Origin of the sequence: Roseateles oligotrophus, assembly GCF_014204525.1 — a bacterium.
GTDB classification, from domain to species: domain Bacteria; phylum Pseudomonadota; class Gammaproteobacteria; order Burkholderiales; family Burkholderiaceae_C; genus Paucibacter_A; species Paucibacter_A oligotrophus_A.
Genome location: NZ_JACHLP010000007.1, coordinates 97,276 through 115,802, shown reverse-complemented (window position 1 = coordinate 115,802; position 18,527 = coordinate 97,276). Strand labels below are relative to the sequence as shown.

Here is an 18,527-nt window from a genome sequence, read left to right as displayed (position 1 = left end):
ACAAAGCGATGGAATTCAATGTCAAAGGCGCGCAAGCCTATGCCTACACGGGGGGCAAGCCCTTCGATCCCGCCCTGCCCTGCCTGGTCTTCGTGCATGGCGCCCTGCACGACCACAGCGTCTGGACCCTGCTGGCGCGCTGGTTCGCCCACCATGGCCACAGCGTGTTGGCCGTCGACCTGCCCGGCCATGGCCGCAGCGCGGGGCCGCTGCCGACCGATGTGCAGTCCCTGGGCGCCTGGCTGCTGGACCTGCTGAGCGCCGCCGGCGTGCAGCAGGCCAGCCTGGTCGGCCACAGCATGGGCTCGCTGATCGCGCTGGAGGCCGCGGCCCAGGCGCCGGAGCGGGTGCGGCGGCTGGCGATGGTGGGCACGGCCTATCCGATGAAGGTGTCCGAGGCCTTGCTGAGCATGGCCCGCCACGAGCCGCTGAAGGCCATCGATATGGTCAACAACTTCTCCATCTCCAGCTGGGCCAGCAAGCCCGGCTACCCCGGCCCCGGGGCCTGGCTGCACGGTGGCAACCGGGCGCTGATGCAGCGCATCCAGGCCGGGCAGACGGGCTTGAATCTGTTTGAACACGACTTCCGTGTCTGCGATGCCTACGACCAAGGCCTGGAGGCGGCCGCCAAGCTGCAATGCCCCGTCAGCCTGCTGCTGGGCCAGCACGACCAGATGACGGCGCCCAAGCAAAGCCAGGCCCTGGCCGCCGCCCTCAAGGCCAAGACCTATCTCTTGCCCGCCGGTCATTCCCTGATGGCCGAGGCGCCGGAACAGCTGCTGGCCGCGCTACGCCAGGCCCTCGCCTGATTGCGGCCAAAGCCGGCCCAGGCATTCGCGCAGCGCGCTCAGCACGGGCGCGTGCTGCTGCTTTCTTGGCATCAGCATGGAGAGCGGGCAAGGGATGACGGTGCCTGCCCAGATGACGGCCTGGCCCTGGGCTTGCAGCTGCCGGGCCAGGCGCGTGCGCATCAGACATAGCGCCACGCCCGAGCGCATCAGCTCGATCATCGAGGCCTCCTGGTCGGCCTCCACCACGCAGCGATGCGTCAGGCCCTGGCGGGCAAACACCTCGCCCAGCAAGATGTGCTGGGAGCTGCCCGGCGGTGTGCCCACCCAGGGCATGCGGGCCAGGGCCGCCCAATCGGCCTGCGCCAGGGCGCTGGCCCAGGCCGTCGGGCCGACCACCACATAAGCCTCCTGGCGCAGCGGCAGAACCAGCAACTCAGCTTCCTGCAACTCGCCCAGATAGAAGCAGGCATCGATCTCGCCACGCTGCAACTGGGCCAGCACCGTGCCCGAAATGCCGTGCTGCAATTGCACGTCGATGAGGGGATAGGACTGCAGCAAATGCCCCAGCAAACCGCCCAGCTGGATGGACTCGGGGTCGATGATGGTGCCCAGGCGCAGGCGACCGCCGACCTGGGCATGCAGGGAGCGCGCCAGACCTTGCAGGTCCTGCACCGAATCCACCGCCCGCAAGGCCGCCGGCAGCAGGCGCCGGCCAGCCCCGGTCAAACTCATGCCGCTGGCCGAGCGCTCGAACAAGGCCAGGCCCAGCTCCTCCTCCAGCGCGCGCAGCTGCTTGGACACCGCCGACTGGGTCAGATGCAATTGCTCGGCCGCGCGGGTCAGATGGCCGCTGCGGGCCACCGCCACAAAGCTGCGCAGTTGATAGAACTCCATGCGGGGATTCTGCCGCGCCCGCCGGCTTCAGCGCAGCAAAATGGCGCGGAAGTCGTTCACATTGGTGCGCGTGGGGCCGGTGAGGACCAGGTCGTCCAGGGCCGCAAAGAAGTGGTAGGCATCGTTGCGCTGCAGATGCTCGCGTGCCGACAGGCCCAGCGCGGCGGCGCGGGCCAGGCTGCTGGGGTCCAGCAGGGCGCCGGCATTGTCTTCCACGCCGTCGATGCCGTCGGTATCGCAGGCCAGGGCATACAGGCCCGGCACATCGGCGCCGGCCTGGGCCAGGGCCAGCAGGAACTCGGCGTTGCGCCCGCCCCGCCCATCGCCGCGCACCGTCACCGTGGTCTCGCCGCCGCTCAGGATCACGCAGGGCGCCGCCAGCGGCTGGCCATGGCTGCGGATCTGGCGCGCGATGCCGGCATGCACGGCGGCCACATCGCGCGACTCGCCCTCCAGGCTGCCGCCCAGCATCAGCGGCTGCAAACCAAAGTGGCGAGCCAGGGCAGCGGCGGCCTCCAGGCTTTGCTGGGCGGTGGCCAGCAGCTTGACCTCACGCGGGCCTGTGGCCACCACGGGACGGGCGGCCGGCCGCGTCAGGTAACGATGCACCGAGGCTGGCGGCGTAATGCCATGCCTGTGCAGAACCGCCAAGGCCTGCGCGGCGCTGCTGGCATCGGCCATGGTAGGACCGGAGGCGACCACGGCGGGGTCGTCGCCCGGTACATCGGAGATCACCAGGGTCAGCACGCGCGCCGCGCCGCAGGCCTCGCCCAGGCGGCCGCCCTTGATGGCGGAGAGCTGGCGGCGCACGCAGTTGATCTCGGCAATGGGGGCGCCGCATTGCAGCAGCTGGGCGCAGACGGCGCGTTTGTCCGCCGCGCTGACGCCCTCGGCCGGCAGGCTCAGCAAGGCCGAGCCGCCGCCGGAGATCAGGCACAGCAGCAAATCCTCGGGCCCGGCGCTGCGCGCCAGGGCCAGCATCTGGCGGGCCGCCTCGGTGCTGGCCGCATCGCTGTGCGGGTGGCCGGCCTCGAGTACCCGGATGCGTTCGGTGGCCTCACCGTGGCCGTAACGCGTCACCACCAGACCCGAGACCGCCGCACCCGGCGCGTCGGTACCCCAGGCCTGCTCGACGGCCAGGGCCATACGCGCCGCCGCCTTGCCCGCACCCAGCACGATCACGCGGCCCTGTGCGGGCCGATCCGGCAGAGCCGGGCCCACACAGACCAGCGGGTCCACCGCATGGACGGCGGCGTCGAACAATTGGCGCAGGAGCTGGCGCTCGGCGCGGTGGGAGGAAGTCAGGCTGCTCATGGCACCCGACTCTAACGACTGCCGGAGCGGGCGGCCAATGGCAATCAGGCAAGCCCCCCATTCCCTGCAGGAAACATGTGTTTACCCCTAGGCTCGCCGGGCTACCGCCGCGCAAAGCCGCGGCAATACTGGGCATGCCTGCATCGCAAGACCTGCATGAAATATTCTCCATGGCATGGTTTGCTGCAGCTGTTTAGGCTGGGCGCCTCAGCAAATTCCCAAGCAAGGTCAAGCCCATGCAAGTTCCCACGCTCGACGCCAAGATTCTGGAGGAACGCAGCTACCGCAAGGTGGCCTGGCGTCTCATCCCCTTTCTCTTCCTCTGCTATGTGCTGGCCTATCTGGACCGGGTCAATGTGGGCTTTGCCAAGCTGCAGATGCTCAGCGACCTGAAGTTCAGCGACACCGTCTACGGCCTGGGCGCGGGCATCTTCTTCATCGGCTACTTTCTGTTCGAGGTGCCCAGCAACATCATCCTGCACCGCATGGGCGCAAGGGTCTGGATCGCCCGCATCATGGTCACCTGGGGCCTGCTCTCGGCCGCCATGCTGTGGGTCAGCACGCCCGCCATGTTCTACACCATGCGCTTTCTGCTGGGCGTGGCCGAGGCGGGCTTCTTCCCCGGCATCATCCTCTACCTGACCTACTGGTTCCCCGCCGCGCGCCGCGCCCGGGTGGTGGCCTTGTTCATGACCGCCATCGCGCTGTCGGGCGTGCTGGGCGGGCCGCTGTCGGGCTGGATGATGTCGCACTTCGAGGGCGTCAACGGCTGGCATGGCTGGCAGTGGATGTTCCTGCTGCAAGGCCTGCCCTCGGCTGCGGTCGGCATCTGGGTGCTGTTCTATCTGGACGATTCCATCGACGCCGCCAAATGGCTGACAGCTGAGGAAAAGGCGCTCCTCAAGGCCAATATCGCCCAGGACGCCGTGGGCAAGGCCAGCCTGTCCACCGGCCAGGTGTTTGCCAATGGCCGGGTCTGGTTGATGAGCGCCATCTATTTCTGCTTCATCATGGGCTTGTACGGCGTCAGCTTCTGGCTGCCCCAGCTGATCAAGTCCACCGGGGTGAAAGATGTGCTGAGCGTCGGCCTGCTGACGGCCATTCCCTACGGCTGCGCCGCCCTGGCCATGGTGCTGGCGGCGCGCAGCTCGGACCGCTCGGGCGAGCGCCGCTGGCATATCGCCCTGGCCGCCCTCGCGGGCTGCCTGGGCCTGCTGCTGAGCACGGTTTACGGCAGCAACACGGTGCTGGCCATGGCCGCCCTGAGCCTGGCCACCATGGGCATCCTGAGCTGCCTGCCGCTATTCTGGACCCTGCCGACCGCCTTTCTGGGCGGCACGGCGGCGGCGGCCGGCATCGCCATCATCAACTCGGTCGGCAATCTGGCCGGCTTTGTCAGCCCCTTTATGGTGGGCGCCATCAAGGACGCCACCGGCCAGACCAGCTGGGGCATGCTGATGCTGGCGGCCAGCTTGTTGCTGGGGGCCTTGCTGGTCTTGCTGGCCGTCAAGCTGCCGGCCCGGGGTCAGTTGCGATAACCCAGGCTGAGGCCCAGGCTGTAGCCGCCGGCACGCTCGCTCAAGGGGCTGGCCGCTGCCGCCCCGAGCAAATGGCTCCAGCCCAGGCTGCTATTGAAAACCCAGTGCGGGCTCAGGGCGCGGGTATAGCTCAGGCCCAGATTGGCCTCGCTGAAACTGGCGCCCGGCGTGTAGCTGCGGCCCAGGCGCTGGGCGGCCTGGCTGTCGGCGGGCACGCCGAAGTAACTGAGCATATAGCGGCCATCGCCGCCGCTCAGGCCCGCGCCCGCCATCAACTCGCTGGCGCCGTCGCTGGAACGGTAGAACCGGTGGGCCAGATCCATATTCCAGATCGCCCCGCCCTTGCGGCCCAGCGCGTCCTGGCTCCATGCGGCGGAGAGCTGCCATTGCGGCGCCAGGGTCTTGCTGGCGTAGAGCCGCAGGCGCAGGGTGCGGCCGATATCGGGCAGGCCTTCGGTGTAAGCGGCATCGCTGCTGCGGCGGCCGCTGTCCAGGCGCAGGGTCAGGCCCAGGCGCAGCGTTGCCGAGCGATACAGATCGCGGCTGGCGCCCGAACCCGGGCCTATGGACTCCGCACCAAAACCCATCAGGCCGGCGCCGCCGGAACTGGACAAGCGCCATTTGCCCCAGCGCGCCGCCCACATGGGTTTGATCGAGGTTTCCATGCTGCGCGCGCCGGGGTAGGACGGCGCGTAACTCAGGCTGGCGCCCAGCAGATAACGCAAATCATCGCCGGGCAGATCGAACCAGGAGGGCTCGGCCGGCTGCGGCTGGCCGCCCTCGGCCCCGGCTTCTGCGGCCACCACCGAGTTGGCGGCGGCCCACAAGCTCAGGCAAAAAAAGGCGGGGGCAAGAAGCTTGCTGGGCATGATGAGCCCAGCTTAGCAGCAGCCCCGCAAAGCAAGGCCGCTTAAACCGGCTCTTTGCGGGCTATTTCCTTCAACATATCGGCCACGATGGCGCGCAGGTCGTACTCCAGCTTCCAGCCCCAGTCGCGCTGGGCCTCGCTATCGTCGATACGCTGCGGCCAGCTGGCGGCGATGGCCTGGCGGAAATCGGGCGCGTAGGCGATCTTGAAATCGGGCAGATGGGCGCGGATGGCCGCGGCGATCTCGGCCGGGGTGAAGCTGACACCGCCCAGATTGTAGGAACCGCGCTGCTTGACGGATTCCGCCGGCGCTTCCATCAGCTCGATGGTGGCACGCAAGGCGTCGGGCATATACATCATGGGCAGGCCCTGCTTCTCTTCGAGGAAGCAGTTGTAGCTGCCGGTCTTCAGTGCGTGGTAGAAGATGTCGACCGCGTAGTCGGTGGTGCCGCCGCCGGGCGGGGTCTTGTGGCTGATCAGGCCGGGGTAGCGGATGCTGCGCACGTCCACGCCATGGTTGGCGTGGTACCAGGCGCACCAGCGCTCGCCCGCTAACTTCGAGATGCCGTAGATGGTGGTCGGGTCCATCACCGTGGTCTGGGGCGTGTCCAGCGTCGGCGTCGAGGGGCCGAAGGCGGCGATGGAGCTGGGCCAGAAGATGCGTTCCAGCTTCTGCACCCGGGCCAGTTCCAGCACATTCAGCAGACCCTTCATATTCAGGTCCCAGGCCCACATGGGGTGCTTCTCGCCGGTGGCCGAGAGGGCGGCGGCCAGATGGTAGATCTGGGTGATGCCATGGCGCTTGACGACGGCGGCCAGGGCGGCGGCATCGGTCACGTCCAGCATCTCGTGCACCAGCTGGGGCACGCGGCCTTGCGGGGCCAGATCGCTGGTGATGATATTGGCATTGCCGTGGCGCAGGGCCAGCTCGGCGGCCAGCTCGGAGCCAATCTGGCCGTTGGCGCCGATGATGAGGATCTTGGTGGTCATAGTAAAAAAGAAATTAGGACTTGATCAGGCCCAGTTCACGGCCCGCCTGGGTGAAGGCGGCCACGGCTTTTTCCAGGTGTTCGCGCTCATGGCCGGCCGAGACCTGCACACGGATGCGGGCCTGGCCCTTGGGCACGACGGGGAAGAAGAAGCCCACGGCGTAAATGCCCAGTTCCAGGATGCGGGCGCTGAGTTTTTGCGCCGTCACGGCGTCATAAACCATGATGGGCACGATGGGGTGGCTGCCGGGCTTGATCTCGAAACCGGCGGCCTGGATGGCCTGGCGGAAATAGGCGGTATTGGCTTCCAGCTTGTCGCGCAAGGCGGTGGAGGCTTCCAGCAGGTCCAGCACCTTGATGGAGGCGCCAACGATGCTGGGCGCCACGGTGTTGCTGAACAAATAGGGGCGCGAGCGCTGGCGCAGCAATTCGATCACTTCCTTGCGGCCGCTGGTGAAGCCGCCCGAGGCGCCGCCCAGGGCCTTGCCCAGGGTGCCGGTGATGAGGTCGATCTTGCCGAACACGCCACGGTACTCATGCGTGCCGCGGCCGGTCTGGCCCAGGAAGCCGCTGGCATGGCATTCATCGATGCCCAGCAAGGCGCCGTACTGGTCGCACAGGGCGCGGATCTTGTCCAGCTGGGCGATGGTGCCGTCCATGGAGAACACGCCGTCGGTGAACACCAGGGTGTGGCGGGCGCCGGCCGCCTTGGCGGCCTCCAGCTGGGCTTGCAGATCGGCCAGGTCGTTGTGCTTGTAGCGCAAGCGCTTGGCCTTGCACAGGCGGATGCCGTCGATGATGGAGGCGTGGTTCAGCTCGTCGCTGATGATGGCGTCCTGCTCGCCCAGCAGGGGCTCGAACAGGCCGCCGTTGGCGTCGAAGGCCGCGGCGTAGAGGATGGTGTCCTCGGTGCCCAGGAATTTGGACAGCCGGGCCTCCAGGGTCTTGTGCAGGTCTTGCGTGCCGCAGATGAAACGCACCGAGGACAGGCCATAACCATGAGTCCGCAGGGCCTCGTGCGCGGCCTCTATCACCTCGGGGTGAGAGGACAGACCTAAGTAGTTATTTGCGCAGAGATTGATGACCTCGCGGCCATCATTGGTGTGCACCACGGCACTCTGGGCGCCGGTGATGATGCGCTCGCTCTTGTAAAGGCCGGCCTCGCGAATGCCGGCGAGTTCGGCATTGATGTGGGCGTAGAAGTCTTGCGCTGTAGCCATGGTCTGTCTCCTGATGCACAATTCACTAAATTGAACGCAGTTCGATATATCGAATTTGTGTGCAGTATCTAGGATTTCATTTTCAAGGTCAAGCATGTCTGCAGCGAATCTCGACACCCTAGAACCTCCCAAGGTAGGTGCAACCCTGCAAGCCTTGCGGCAGGCCCAAGGTCTGTCGCTGGACGAGTTGTCCCGCCGCGCCGGGGTTTCCAAGTCCATGTTGTCGCAGATCGAGCGCAATCAGGCCAATCCGACCGTGGCCGTGGTCTGGCGCCTGGCCAATGCCTTGCGGGTGGAGCTGGCCGAACTGCTGGGCGGCGAGCGCACAAGCCCGCCCGCCATCGAGACCGTGCCGGCCCATGGCACGCCGGCCATGAGCAGCCCCGACGGCCTGTGCCAGCTGCGCATCCTGGGCCCTATCGATCTGGCCGGGCAGTTCGAGTGGTATGAGCTGAGCGTGCAGCCCGGCGGCGCGCTGGAGTCGGCCGCCCATGAGCCCGGCTCGCGCGAGCATCTGAGCGTGCTCAGCGGCAGCCTGGTGGTGAACGCCGGCGGTGCCTCGCAGACCCTGTCGGCGGGCGAGACGGCCCGCTACGCGGTGGACGGGCCCCACGCCATCCGCAACCCGGGCCAGCAGCCCGCCATGGCCCTGCTAGTGGTCTTACACAGCTGAGCCAGGGGCCGCCTCGGGCGGCAGCAGATCGACCAGGCGCAGGCGCTCCCAGTCGCTGCGCGCCCACAGCAGCTGCAGGCCCGGCGTGCGCTGGGCCACGGTGGCTTGCAGCAAGGCCTGGGCCGGCACCTGCTCCGGCGCGCACAGCAGCACCAGGCGCTGCACGCCGCCCTCCTCCAGCCGGCCCACCCAGTCCAGCCCGACCAGGCCGTCCAGCACCGCCTCCAGCTGCAGCGGGTCCACCCGCAGCGTCAGCGCCAGGGTCGAGCTGCTCAAGCCCCCACGTCCCTCGCGCTGCGCGCGCCACAAGGCCCGCAAGACGTCCAGGGCCAGCTCCAGCTGCAGCCCCGGCGCCTCGGCCCGGCGCGGCATGCCGCCGGCCAGGCTGGGCGCATTGGCCGCGAGCACGGCGCCGATCAGCATGATCACCCAGCCCAGATAAAGCCAGATCAGGAACACCGGCACCACGGCAAAGGCGCCGTAAAGCGTCGAATAGGTCGGCACATGTTTCAGATACCAGGCCAGCGCCCATTTGGCCGCGCTGAAGGCCAGGGCCACGAACAGCCCGCCAAAAGCGGCATGGCGCCAGCGCACATGGGTGTTGGGCACATAGTGGAACAGGCCCGATACCGCGGCCGCCATGATCAGCACCTGCACCAGGGACAGAAAGAAAGACCAGTTGCCGGGCAGATCGCCCAGCCAGTCCTGGCCGGTGGTGATGGCATAGCTGGTCAACACGATGCTGCCGCCCAGGATCAGCGGACCCAGCGTCATCGCAAACCAGTAAACCAGCACCCGCTGGGCGATGGGCCGTGGCCGCTTGACCCGCCAGATCAGATTCAGCGTGCGGTCTATCGTCAGCATCAGGGCCAGGGCGGTGAAGCCCAGCAAGGCCACGCCCATGCTGCCCAGGCCCTTGGCCTTGGCGGCAAACTGGGTCAGGCCGGTCAGCACCGGCCGGGCGATATTGGCCGGGATCAGGTTCTGCAGAAAGTACTTCTCCAGCGCCACCTGGAAGGACGAGAACATGGGGAAGACGGTGAACAAGGCCAGCATCACCGTCAGCAAGGGCACCAGGGAGATCAGCGTCGTGAAGGTCAGACTGCCGGCCGTCAGGCCCAGATGCTCTTCCTTGAAACGGGCATGCAGATTGACCAGCACCAGCCACAAACGGCTTTGGCGGATTTGGCTGAACTTCCTCGGCGCCGGAGCGGCGGCATTCGGATCGATAACAGGGGAATTTCTCATGCTGGCTATGATGCCAGCATGTCCGCACCCTCCCCCATGAACGCCCCCACAAGCCCCCTCACCTCGCCCGCCGCCCCGGCCCAAAGAACGCAGGCCGATGCCCGCGAGGCCCTCAGCCGCTGGCTGGCCCTGGGCGGACTGATCGCCCTCTTTGTGCTCTGCCTGGCCTGGGAGCTGTGGCTGGCCCCCACCGGCCGCGGCACCCTGGCCATCAAGGCCTTGCCCCTGCTGATCCCCATGGCCGGCCTGTGGCGCTACCGGCTCTACACCTTCCGCTGGTTGAGCCTGATGATCTGGCTCTATTTCGCCGAAGGCGCCGTGCGCGCCACCAGCGAGCAAGGCCTGTCCGTCTGGCTGGCGAGTTTGGAGGTCTTGCTGAGCATCCTCATCTTCACGGCCTGCGCCCTGCATGTGCGCCAGCGCCTGGCCGCCGCCAAGGCCCACACCCAGGCATGATGACAGCCCTGAGCGAGCTGCAAGCCCTGCTCGGCGAGGGCGGCCTGCTGCAAGCCCCCACCCACGATCTGGCGGCCTATGAAAAGGACTGGCGCGGCCGTTACCGGGGCCGCGCCCTGGCCGTGGCCCGGCCGGCCAGCACCGAGCAGGTGGCGCAAGTGCTGCGCTGCTGCGCCCGCCACGGCATCGCAGTCGTGCCGCAGGGCGGCAATACCGGCCTGGTCGGCGGCGGTGTGCCCGATGGCAGCGGCCGGCAAATCCTGCTGAGCCTGCAGCGCATGCAGGCCGTGCGCGCCCTCGATGCCCACAACCTCACGCTGACGGTGGAAGCCGGCTGCACGCTGCAAGCCGTGCAGGACGCGGCCGCGGCCCAAGGTCTGCTCTTCCCCCTCAGCCTGGCCTCGCAGGGCTCGTGCACCCTAGGCGGCAATCTGGCCAGCAATGCCGGCGGCACGCAGGTACTGCGTTATGGCAATGCCCGCGAGCTTTGCCTGGGCCTGGAGGTGGTGACTGCCCAGGGCGAGATCTGGCAGGGCCTGAGCGGCCTGCGCAAGGACAACACCGGCTACGACCTGCGCGATCTCTTCATCGGCAGCGAAGGCACGCTGGGCGTGATCACCGCCGCCACCCTCAAGCTGTTTGCCCGGCCGCGCGCCCAGATGACGGCCCTGGCCGCCTGCCCGGACCTGGATTCGGCCCTGGGCCTGCTGAGCCTGGCGCGCCACCAGGCCGCGGCGGCGCTGACCGGCTTTGAGCTGATGAATGCCTTCTCGCTGGCCCTGCTGGGCCGCCACTTCCCGCCGTTGCACCAACCCCTCGCCCCCTGTGCCTGGACGGTGCTGCTCGAGCTGTCGGACAGCGAAAGCGAAGCCCACGCGCAAAGCCAGTTCGAGGCCATTCTGAGCGAGGCCCTGAGCCAGGGCCTTGTCAGCGATGCGGCCGTGGCGCAAAGCCTGGCGCAGTCGCAAGCCATGTGGCAGCTGCGCGAATCCATCCCGCTGGCGCAGAGCAAGGAGGGGCTCAATATCAAGCACGATATCGCCCTGCCCCTGTCCCGCATCCCCGCCTTTGTGCTGGAGACCGATGCCGCCCTGGCCCAGGCCTTCCCGGGTGTGCGCATGGTCTGCTTCGGCCATCTGGGCGACGGCAATCTGCACTACAACGTGCAGGCAGCCGAGGGCGTACCACCGCAGGAGTTCCTGACCCAGCACGAGGCCGCCATCAACCGGCTCGTGTACGACGCGGTGCAGCGTTATGAGGGCTCGATCTCGGCCGAGCATGGCATAGGCCAGCTGAAGCGCGAGGACTTGGCCGCCCGCAAAAGCCCGGTGGCCCTCAACCTGATGCGGGCCATCAAGGCGGCGCTGGATCCGCAGGGCTTGCTCAATCCGGGGCGGCTGCTGTAGCTCGCTCAAGGCGCTTGCGCCAGCAGCTTCTGTATCTCCGCCTCGATCAGCGCCTCATCGCCCTCCCCCACATGGCGCAAGCGCACGCGGCCCTGGCGGTCCAGCAGAAAAAGCGTGGGCCAGGCCTGCACCTGCCAGTTGCGCCAGTTGCGGTATTGGTTGTCCTGGGCCACGGGGTAGCCGAGGCCCAGGCGCTGGATGGCGGCCTGCAGCTGGGCCGGGTCTTTCTCGAAGCCGAGTTCGGGCGTGTGCAGGCCTATCACCACCAGGCCCTGGGCCGCATAGCGCCGATGCCAGGCCTGTAAATGCGGCACGCTGCGCACGCAGTTGACGCAGGCAAAGGTCCAGAAGTCCAGCAGCACGACCTGGCCGCGCAGCTGGGCCAGGCTCAGCGGCGGGCTGTTGAACCAACGCGTTAGCTCCTGCAACTCGGGCGCTGCGGCGGGCTGCAAGGCCTCGCTGCGGGCGGCTTGTTGCCAGCTCAGGCGCTCGGCCAGCCAGGCCGAGATCTGCGTGTCCAGTTGCCAGTGAATGGCGGCGGCCGTCAGCAGCATCAACAGGCCGAACAGGCGCCGCAAGGCCTCGGCACGGCGCTTCAGGGCCGCCAGCCGGTGCATGAAGAACTGGCCGCCGTAGGCGATCAACAACATGGGCAGACCGGCCCCCAGGGCGTAGAGCAGCAGCAAGGCAGCGGCCTTGGCCGGCTGCGCCTCGCTGGCCACCAGGGCCAGCACGGAGGCCAGCACCGGCCCGGCGCAAGGCGTCCAGACCAGGCCCAGGCTGGCGCCCAGCAGCAGCGCCCCGCCCTGGCGGGCGGTGGCGCGCTCACCCAGGCGCTGGCCCCAGCCGGCCAGGCCGGCACTGGGAGTTTGCAGCAGGCGGCCGAGCAGGCGATCCAGCGCCGGCCAGGCCAGCATCAGGCCAAAGCCCCCCAGCACCAGCACGCTGACAAGGCGCAAGCTCTGCGGCGACAAGCCCAGCACCCGCGTCGCCGCGCCCAACAAAACCGCGGCCGCCGCAAAGGCCAGCACAAAGCCCAGCACGATGAACAGCGGGCGCAACTGGGCCCCGGCACGACCCTGCTGGCGCGCCGGCGTGAGCGATGCCCCCAGGATCAGGGGCAGCATGGGCAGGATGCAGGGGCTGGCCACGGTCGCCACCCCTGCGCCAAAAGTCAGCATGGCTTGCAGCATGTCAAACCTCTTACTTCGGCTGACCGGACAAGGGTCCGGAGGCCGGGCTGACCACATCCGCCTCCAGCGCACGCTGCCAGCGCTGCGTCTTGCCGAACAGGGGCAGGCCCACATAGGCGTGCAGAACCAGTTCGCCGCGGGCCTGGTTCTCGGTGCTGACGCGCATCTGGCAGGCATAGCTCTTGCCGTTTTCGCGGTTGTAGATCTGGCCTCGCCACTCGCGCTCGGCCGGCGCCGCTGCGTCGGTCGCCGGCTCATGCAGGGGCAGGAAGTCGCTGAGGATCTGCATCCCCAGCACCGGGCGGCCATCCACGGGTTTCATCTCGCCGCCGCCCGGCGTCATCGAGCGATTGCCCAGCAGCTTCACCGCCTTGCCACACAAGGCCTTGCCGCAGGCGCTGATTTCCACCTCCAGATTGCCGTTGGCCGTGACCCAGCGGCCGCGTGGATCATCGGCCGGCGTGTCGCCAGCCGCCGCAGCCAGCAGGGGCGAGAGCAGCAGGGCCAGCAAGGCCGGCCGGCGGAATTTCAGATGAGTAAGTAGCATCGTGCAGCTCCTGAACAGGGTTTGAAGACCGAGGCTTGATTGCAAACCCGCCCGGCCCTGCCCGTGTTTGCGAAGGCCGCCGTATTTGTCGCCGCCTGTGTCGGCGGCGCCGGCAGACAAACTCCGATACAAATCCCCGGCCCGGTTTGCGGCTATCGTTGCCATATGAACCCACGTGTCGAACATCTGCTGCTGGTCGATGACGAGCGCCACATCCTGGCCCTGCTGCGCGACTACCTGAGCCAGGCCGGCTACCGCATCAGCACGGCCAGCCATGCGGCGCAGGCGCGCGAGCTGCTGCGCCAGGGCGATGTGGACCTGCTCATCCTCGACCTGATGCTGCCGGGCGAGGACGGGCTGTCGCTCTGCCGCGATCTGCGGGCCTCCGGCGCGGCGCCGCTGCCGGTGCTGATGCTCAGCGCCCGCGGCGAGGAGGCGGACCGCATCCTGGGCCTGGAGATGGGGGCCGACGACTACCTCAGCAAGCCGTTTGCGCCGCGCGAGCTGTTGGCCCGCGTGCGCGCCGTGCTGCGCCGCAGCCAGATGCTGCCGCCCAATCTGCGGCCCCAGCGGCCGGCGCGCGAGCTGTGCTTTGGCGACTGGCGCCTGGACACCGTGGGCCGCCAGCTGCTGGACGGCCAGGGCACGCTGGTGCCACTGACCGGCGCCGAATACCGGCTGCTGCAGGTCTTGCTGGAGCGGCCGCAATGCGTGCTGAACCGCGACCAGCTGCTGAGCCTGACCCAGGGCCGCGACGCCGATCCCTTTGACCGCTCCATCGACCTCTTGATCAGCCGCCTGCGCCGCCGCCTGCGCGAGGACTCGCGCGAGCCGCGCTATATCAAGACCGTCCGCTCCGAGGGTTATGTGTTCTGCATGGAAGTGCGCAGCCTGGCCGCGCCGGCACCGCGATGAGGCTGCGACTGTGGCCCGCCAGCCTGTACGGCCGGGTCGCCCTGCTGGTGTTCTCGGCCCTGGTGCTGGCCCATGGCCTGACCTTTCTGGCCCTGCTGCGGGAGCGCAGCCAGCTCTCGCAAACCATGATGCTGGCCTATCTGGGCCGCGATGTGGCCTCGGCCGTGGCCATGCTGGAGCGCCTGCCCGCGGCGGAGCGGCCGCCCTGGCTGGCCCTGCTGGAGCGGCCCAATTACCGCTATGCGCTGCTGGACGGCCCGCCCGCCCAGGCCTACCGACTCGAAGGCCGGGAGCAGGCCTTGGCCGCGGGCTTGAGCGAGCAACTCCGAGCGGCGGATCGGCCGTCCAGCTTCGCCCTGCGCCTGCAGGACGGCCAATGGCTCAGCCTGCAACTGGCCTTGCCGCCGCTGGCCGTGTCAGACAGCGCCAAGCGCCTGCTGGCCCTGCAGCTGGGCCTGCTGGCCCTGGCCACCTGGTGGGGCGTCAGCCTGGCCGTGCGACCCTTGCGTGAACTGGCCGAGGCCGTGGACGGCATGGGTCGCCGCCAGCCCGTCAAGCCTTTGACGGAGAGCGGCCCGCTGGAGGTGGCCCAGGCCGCCCGCGCCTTCAACACCTTGCAGACCCGCATCGCCGCCCATGTGACGGAGCGCCTGCATCTGCTGGCCTCCATCTCGCACGATTTGCAAACCCCCATCACCCGCCTCAAGCTGCGCCTGGAAGCCACGGATCTGGAACCCGCCCAGCGCGAGCGCCTGCTGGCCGATCTGGACGGCATGCAAGCCCTGGTGGAACAGGGGCTGGCCTATGCCCGCACCCGCCAGGCCCAGCTGGAAACACCCCGGCCGGTGGACCTGGAGGCCTTGCTGGACGGCATGGTTTGCGACGCCGTCGATGCCGGCCAGGCAGCCAGTTGGACGGGGGCCTGCCCCGCGCCCCTGCTGACCCGGCCCCAAGCCCTGCGCCGCGTGCTGGGCAATCTGATCGACAACGCGCTGAAGTTCGGCGGGCGGGCCGAGCTTGAGCTGGAGCAAACAGCGGGCCAGGTGCTGATCCGCCTGCGCGACGGCGGGCCGGGCATCCCCGAGCAGGAGCTGGCCAAGGTCATGCAGGCCTTCTACCGCGTCGAGGGTTCACGCAATCTTGAGAGCGGCGGCAGCGGCCTGGGCCTGGCCATCGCCAAGGCCTTGGTGGACGAGGCCCTGGGCGGCCAGCTCAGCCTGCACAATCTGGCCGGGGGCGGGCTGGAGGTCGGGCTCAGCCTGCCGCTGCGCCCGCCTCAGGCCTGCTTTGCCGAAACCTGAGAGCGGGGCAGCAAGCGGGCCAGCAAACGCCACACCAAACGCAGCATCAACAAGGCCAGGACGGCTTCGCCCAAGGTCAGCACAAAGGCCAGGAAACCACCCCAGCGCGTTTCACGCCGGTGGAATTTGGCGATGGCGCGGTCGCGGGCCTGCTCGATGCTGTCGTAAAAGCTGGGCACAACCAGCAGGGTCAGCAGGGTCGAGGTGATGGTGCCGCCGATGATGGCCACGGCCATGGGGCGGTAGAACTCGCCGCCCTCACCCACGCCTATGGCCACCGGCAACATGCCGGCGATCAGGGCGAAGGTGGTCATCAAGATGGGGCGCAGGCGCTTGCGGCCGGCCTGCATCAAGGCCTCTTCGCGATCCACGCCTTCCTTTTCCAGTTGGCGGGCGGCGTCCAGCAAAAGAATGGCGTTCTTGGCCACCAGGCCCATCAGCATGATGACGCCGATAAAGCTCATCAGGTTCAGCGTGCCCTTGGTCATCAGCAAGGCCAGCACCACGCCGATCAGGGACAGCGGCAGCGACAGCATGACCGCCAGCGGCGCGGTGAAGGAGCCGAACTGCATCACCAGGATCAGATACATCAGGCCGATGCCGCTGACCAGGGCCAGCCCCATCTCGCCAAACACCTCTTGCTGGTCGCGCGAGGCGCCCTCCAGGTCGATGCCATAGCCGGGCGGGAAGTTCATGGCCTTGGCGATTTTCATCGCATCGGCCGTCACCTCGCCGTCGGAGCGACCCTGGGCGTTGGCGGCCACGGTGATGGTGCGCTTGCCATCGGCATGCTGGATCTTGGAGGGGCCGCGGCCCATGCGAATGGTGGCGATCTGCTCCAGCGGCACCATCTGGTTGGCGCCGTTGATGGCGATGGGCAGGCGCTCGATATTGCCGAGGTCCACCCGGTCGTCGGGATGCAGGCGCACGGCCACATCGCGGGCCTCGCCGGTGGGGTCCACCCAATCGCCCACCTCCACGCCGGCAAAGGCCACGCGCAGGGAATTGGCGGCGTCGCCGACCGAAAGCCCCATGGAATTGGCTAGGCCGCGGTTCAGCTCGATCTGCAACTCGTTCTGCGGGTCTTGCTCGGACAGGCCCACATCCACCGCACCCGGCACATTGCGCAGCTTGACCATGAAGTCGTTGGTGATGGCCAGCAGCTTGCGCGAATCGGGGCCGGAGAAGCGGATCTGCACCGGCTTTTGCGCGCCGTTATTGAAGTCGTCCAGCACCGTGTACTCGGCGCCCACCAGGGTGGCGACCTTTTTGCGCAGCTCGACCCCGATCTCGATGGCCGAACGCTGGCGCTTGCTGCTCTTGCCGATGTCCACATAGATGCGGCCGCCGCCCGGGTTCACATAACTATTGGTCGCCTCGGTTTCGGGAATGCTGCGCGCCAGCAGGGCGGCGGCCTCCAGCTTGCGGCGTGAATACTCCAGATTGCTGCTGGCGGGCGTGCGCACATCGATGGCCAGCATGCCGTTGTCCGATGAAGGCAGGAAGCTGGAGCCGCCCAGCTTGGCCTGCAAGGCAATCGCCGCCACCAGGCTGGCCACCGCGAACAGCGCCATCCAGCGGCGGTGGTGCAAGGCCCAGGCGATCACATGGCCGTAGCGGTCGCTCTGGTGGTCAAACCAGCTGTTGAAGCGGGCCAGCTGTTTGCTGATGCCGGTCTTGGGCGCTTCGTGATGGCCCGGTGGGTCGCCCCAATAAGCCGAGAGCATGGGGTCCAGGGTGAAGGAGATGAATAAGCTGACCAACACCGAGGCCACCACGGTCAGGGCAAAGGGCCGGAACCACTCGCCCGAGACGCCGGGCATAAAGGCCACGGGCACGAACACCGCGACGATGGAGAAGGTGGTGGCCGCGACGGCCAGGCCGATCTCGGCCGTGCCCTCCAGCGCGGCGGTACGGCGGTCCGAGCCGCGCTCCATATGGCGCACGATGTTCTCGCGCACCACGATGGCATCGTCGATCAGCACACCGATGGCCAGCGACAAGCCCAGCAAGCTCATGAAATTGAGCGTGAAGCCGCACAGCCAGACGGCGATGAAGGCGGCGATCACCGAGGTCGGCAGGCTGAGCGCGGTGATCAGGGTCGAGCGCCAGGAGTTGAGGAAGACATAGACCACGAAAATCGTCAGGCCCGCCCCGAAGACCAGGGCGTGGATGACGTTGTTGAGGTTGTCCTCGGCCTCCTTGCCGCCGTCGCGGGTCACCTCCAGCGAGGTGCCGGGCGGCAGTTCGGCGCTGATTTCCTCCCTGAGCTTGCGCACCTTATTGGCCACCGTGACGGTGGAGGCATCGCGCGCGCGGTTGATGGACAGGCCCACATTCGGGTGGCCGTTGCGCACGCTGAAGCCCGTCACCTCGGCAAAGCCGTCGGCGATGGTCGCGACCTGGCCGAGCCGGACCAGCTCGCTGCCGCTGCGCTTGATGACGATTTGCTGGAACTCGGAAGGGTTCTCGATGCGGCCCAGCAGGCGGATGCTTTGATCCTCCAGGCCGCCGCGCACCTTGCCCACCGGCGCCGTCACGTTCTGGCTGCGCAGGGCCGCCACCACCTCGGTCACCGAGACCTTGTACTCGCGCAGCTTCTCGGCCCGCAACAGCACGCTCAGCTCGCGCTTGAGCGCACCGTTGACATTGACGACCGAGACCCCGGGGATGCCGCGGAATTTGTCGGCCAGCTTGTCCTCGGCCAGGCGCGAGATCTCGGCATGGCTCAGCGAGGTGCTGGACAGGGCCAGTTGCATGATGGGCTCGGCGCTGGGGTCCACGCGTTCGATCACCGGCTCGCGGATCTCGGTCGGCAGCTTGTAGCGCACGGTGGAGATGGCGTTACGCACCTCTTCCGAGGCCTCGATCATGTTCTTGTTGAAGTTGAAGATCAGCAGGATGCTGGCATGGCCCTCGGCGGCCGTGGCGCGCACCCGGTCAATGCCCGAGATGCTTTGCAAGGACTTCTCGACCCGGTTGACAACTTCGCGCTCCACCGTCTCGGGCGAGGCGCCGGGGTAGTTGATGCTGACGACCAGCAAGGGTTCCTGCACATCGGGAATCTGGTTGACGCGCAGCTTCTTGAGCGCCAACAGGCCCAAGCACATCAGCGAGATGATGATGACGATGGCCGCGATAGGCTTTTTGATGGCGAAGTCGGACAGGAACATG

General features: G+C 67.8%; 16 protein-coding genes. 7 read left to right on the top strand and 9 right to left on the bottom strand.

Annotation, left to right across the window (positions count from 1 at the left end):
• Positions 1-8: 8 nt before the first annotated feature.
• The gene (locus HNP55_RS17415) at positions 9-809 is read left to right on the top strand and encodes an alpha/beta fold hydrolase (RefSeq protein ID WP_184302204.1); all 801 of its coding nucleotides are present in this window, start codon (positions 9-11) and stop codon (positions 807-809) included.
• On the opposite strand, the gene HNP55_RS17410 is transcribed toward HNP55_RS17415, so the two are convergent.
• Both HNP55_RS17410 and HNP55_RS17405 read right to left on the bottom strand, forming a co-directional pair.
• Complete coding sequence (locus HNP55_RS17410; protein WP_184302202.1) at positions 789-1,685, bottom strand: LysR family transcriptional regulator; 897 nt, start codon at positions 1,683-1,685, stop codon at positions 789-791. The genes HNP55_RS17415 and HNP55_RS17410 overlap by 21 nt on opposite strands.
• Positions 1,686-1,712: 27 nt before the next feature.
• The gene (locus HNP55_RS17405) at positions 1,713-2,999 is read right to left on the bottom strand and encodes a glycerate kinase (protein ID WP_184302199.1); all 1,287 of its coding nucleotides are present in this window, start codon (positions 2,997-2,999) and stop codon (positions 1,713-1,715) included.
• Positions 3,000-3,235: 236 nt separating this feature from the next.
• Between HNP55_RS17405 and HNP55_RS17400 the strand changes: the two genes are divergently transcribed.
• Positions 3,236-4,537, top strand: coding sequence for an MFS transporter (locus HNP55_RS17400; protein ID WP_184302195.1), 1,302 nt, complete (start codon positions 3,236-3,238; stop codon positions 4,535-4,537).
• On the opposite strand, the gene HNP55_RS17395 is transcribed toward HNP55_RS17400, so the two are convergent.
• Genes HNP55_RS17395 through kbl form a run of 3 tightly spaced genes read right to left on the bottom strand, consistent with a single transcriptional unit; the run spans position 4,525 to position 7,614 of the window.
• The gene (locus HNP55_RS17395) at positions 4,525-5,406 is read right to left on the bottom strand and encodes a MipA/OmpV family protein (RefSeq protein WP_184302192.1); all 882 of its coding nucleotides are present in this window, start codon (positions 5,404-5,406) and stop codon (positions 4,525-4,527) included. The genes HNP55_RS17400 and HNP55_RS17395 overlap by 13 nt on opposite strands.
• Before the next feature lie 41 nt (positions 5,407-5,447).
• The gene (locus HNP55_RS17390) at positions 5,448-6,395 is read right to left on the bottom strand and encodes an NAD-dependent epimerase/dehydratase family protein (protein ID WP_184302189.1); all 948 of its coding nucleotides are present in this window, start codon (positions 6,393-6,395) and stop codon (positions 5,448-5,450) included.
• A 13-nt stretch (positions 6,396-6,408) separates the two neighbouring features.
• Positions 6,409-7,614: a glycine C-acetyltransferase gene (kbl, locus tag HNP55_RS17385; protein ID WP_184302186.1), complete on the bottom strand. Its 1,206-nt coding sequence runs from the start codon at positions 7,612-7,614 to the stop codon at positions 6,409-6,411.
• 94 nt (positions 7,615-7,708) lie between these two features.
• On the opposite strand from kbl, the gene HNP55_RS17380 reads away from it, so the two are divergent.
• Positions 7,709-8,287 (top strand): helix-turn-helix domain-containing protein, encoded by a 579-nt coding sequence (locus tag HNP55_RS17380; protein ID WP_184302184.1) that lies wholly within the window; start codon positions 7,709-7,711, stop codon positions 8,285-8,287.
• Here HNP55_RS17380 and HNP55_RS17375 read toward each other — a convergent pair.
• Positions 8,276-9,535 carry a YihY family inner membrane protein gene (locus tag HNP55_RS17375; RefSeq protein WP_184302182.1) on the bottom strand — a complete coding sequence of 420 codons (1,260 nt, stop codon included), beginning with the start codon at positions 9,533-9,535 and terminating at the stop codon, positions 8,276-8,278. The two genes, HNP55_RS17380 and HNP55_RS17375, sit on opposite strands and share 12 nt — an antisense overlap.
• Positions 9,536-9,553: 18 nt before the next feature.
• Between HNP55_RS17375 and HNP55_RS17370 the strand changes: the two genes are divergently transcribed.
• Both HNP55_RS17370 and HNP55_RS17365 read left to right on the top strand, forming a co-directional pair.
• Positions 9,554-9,991 (top strand): DUF2069 domain-containing protein, encoded by a 438-nt coding sequence (locus HNP55_RS17370; protein WP_246448492.1) that lies wholly within the window; start codon positions 9,554-9,556, stop codon positions 9,989-9,991.
• Positions 9,991-11,397: an FAD-binding oxidoreductase gene (locus tag HNP55_RS17365; protein WP_184302703.1), complete on the top strand. Its 1,407-nt coding sequence runs from the start codon at positions 9,991-9,993 to the stop codon at positions 11,395-11,397. Before HNP55_RS17370 ends, HNP55_RS17365 begins: the two co-directional genes overlap by 1 nt.
• A gap of 5 nt (positions 11,398-11,402) precedes the next feature.
• Here HNP55_RS17365 and HNP55_RS17360 read toward each other — a convergent pair whose 3' ends face one another.
• On the bottom strand, positions 11,403-12,590 hold the full coding sequence (locus HNP55_RS17360; RefSeq protein ID WP_184302179.1) for a cytochrome c biogenesis protein/redoxin: 1,188 nt from the start codon (positions 12,588-12,590) through the stop codon (positions 11,403-11,405).
• A 10-nt stretch (positions 12,591-12,600) separates the two neighbouring features.
• Positions 12,601-13,137, bottom strand: a complete 537-nt coding sequence (locus HNP55_RS17355; RefSeq protein WP_184302176.1) for a DUF2147 domain-containing protein — start codon at positions 13,135-13,137, stop codon at positions 12,601-12,603.
• Positions 13,138-13,302: 165 nt separating this feature from the next.
• Here HNP55_RS17355 and HNP55_RS17350 point away from each other — a divergent pair, with 165 nt between their 5' ends.
• Positions 13,303-14,052, top strand: a complete 750-nt coding sequence (locus HNP55_RS17350) for a response regulator (RefSeq protein WP_184302173.1) — start codon at positions 13,303-13,305, stop codon at positions 14,050-14,052.
• Positions 14,049-15,353, top strand: a complete 1,305-nt coding sequence (locus tag HNP55_RS17345; RefSeq protein ID WP_184302170.1) for a sensor histidine kinase — start codon at positions 14,049-14,051, stop codon at positions 15,351-15,353. Before HNP55_RS17350 ends, HNP55_RS17345 begins: the two co-directional genes overlap by 4 nt.
• Here HNP55_RS17345 and HNP55_RS17340 read toward each other — a convergent pair.
• Positions 15,329-18,526, bottom strand: coding sequence for an efflux RND transporter permease subunit (locus tag HNP55_RS17340; RefSeq protein WP_184302167.1), 3,198 nt, complete (start codon positions 18,524-18,526; stop codon positions 15,329-15,331). The genes HNP55_RS17345 and HNP55_RS17340 overlap by 25 nt on opposite strands.
• Between the last annotated feature and the right edge of the window lies 1 nt (position 18,527).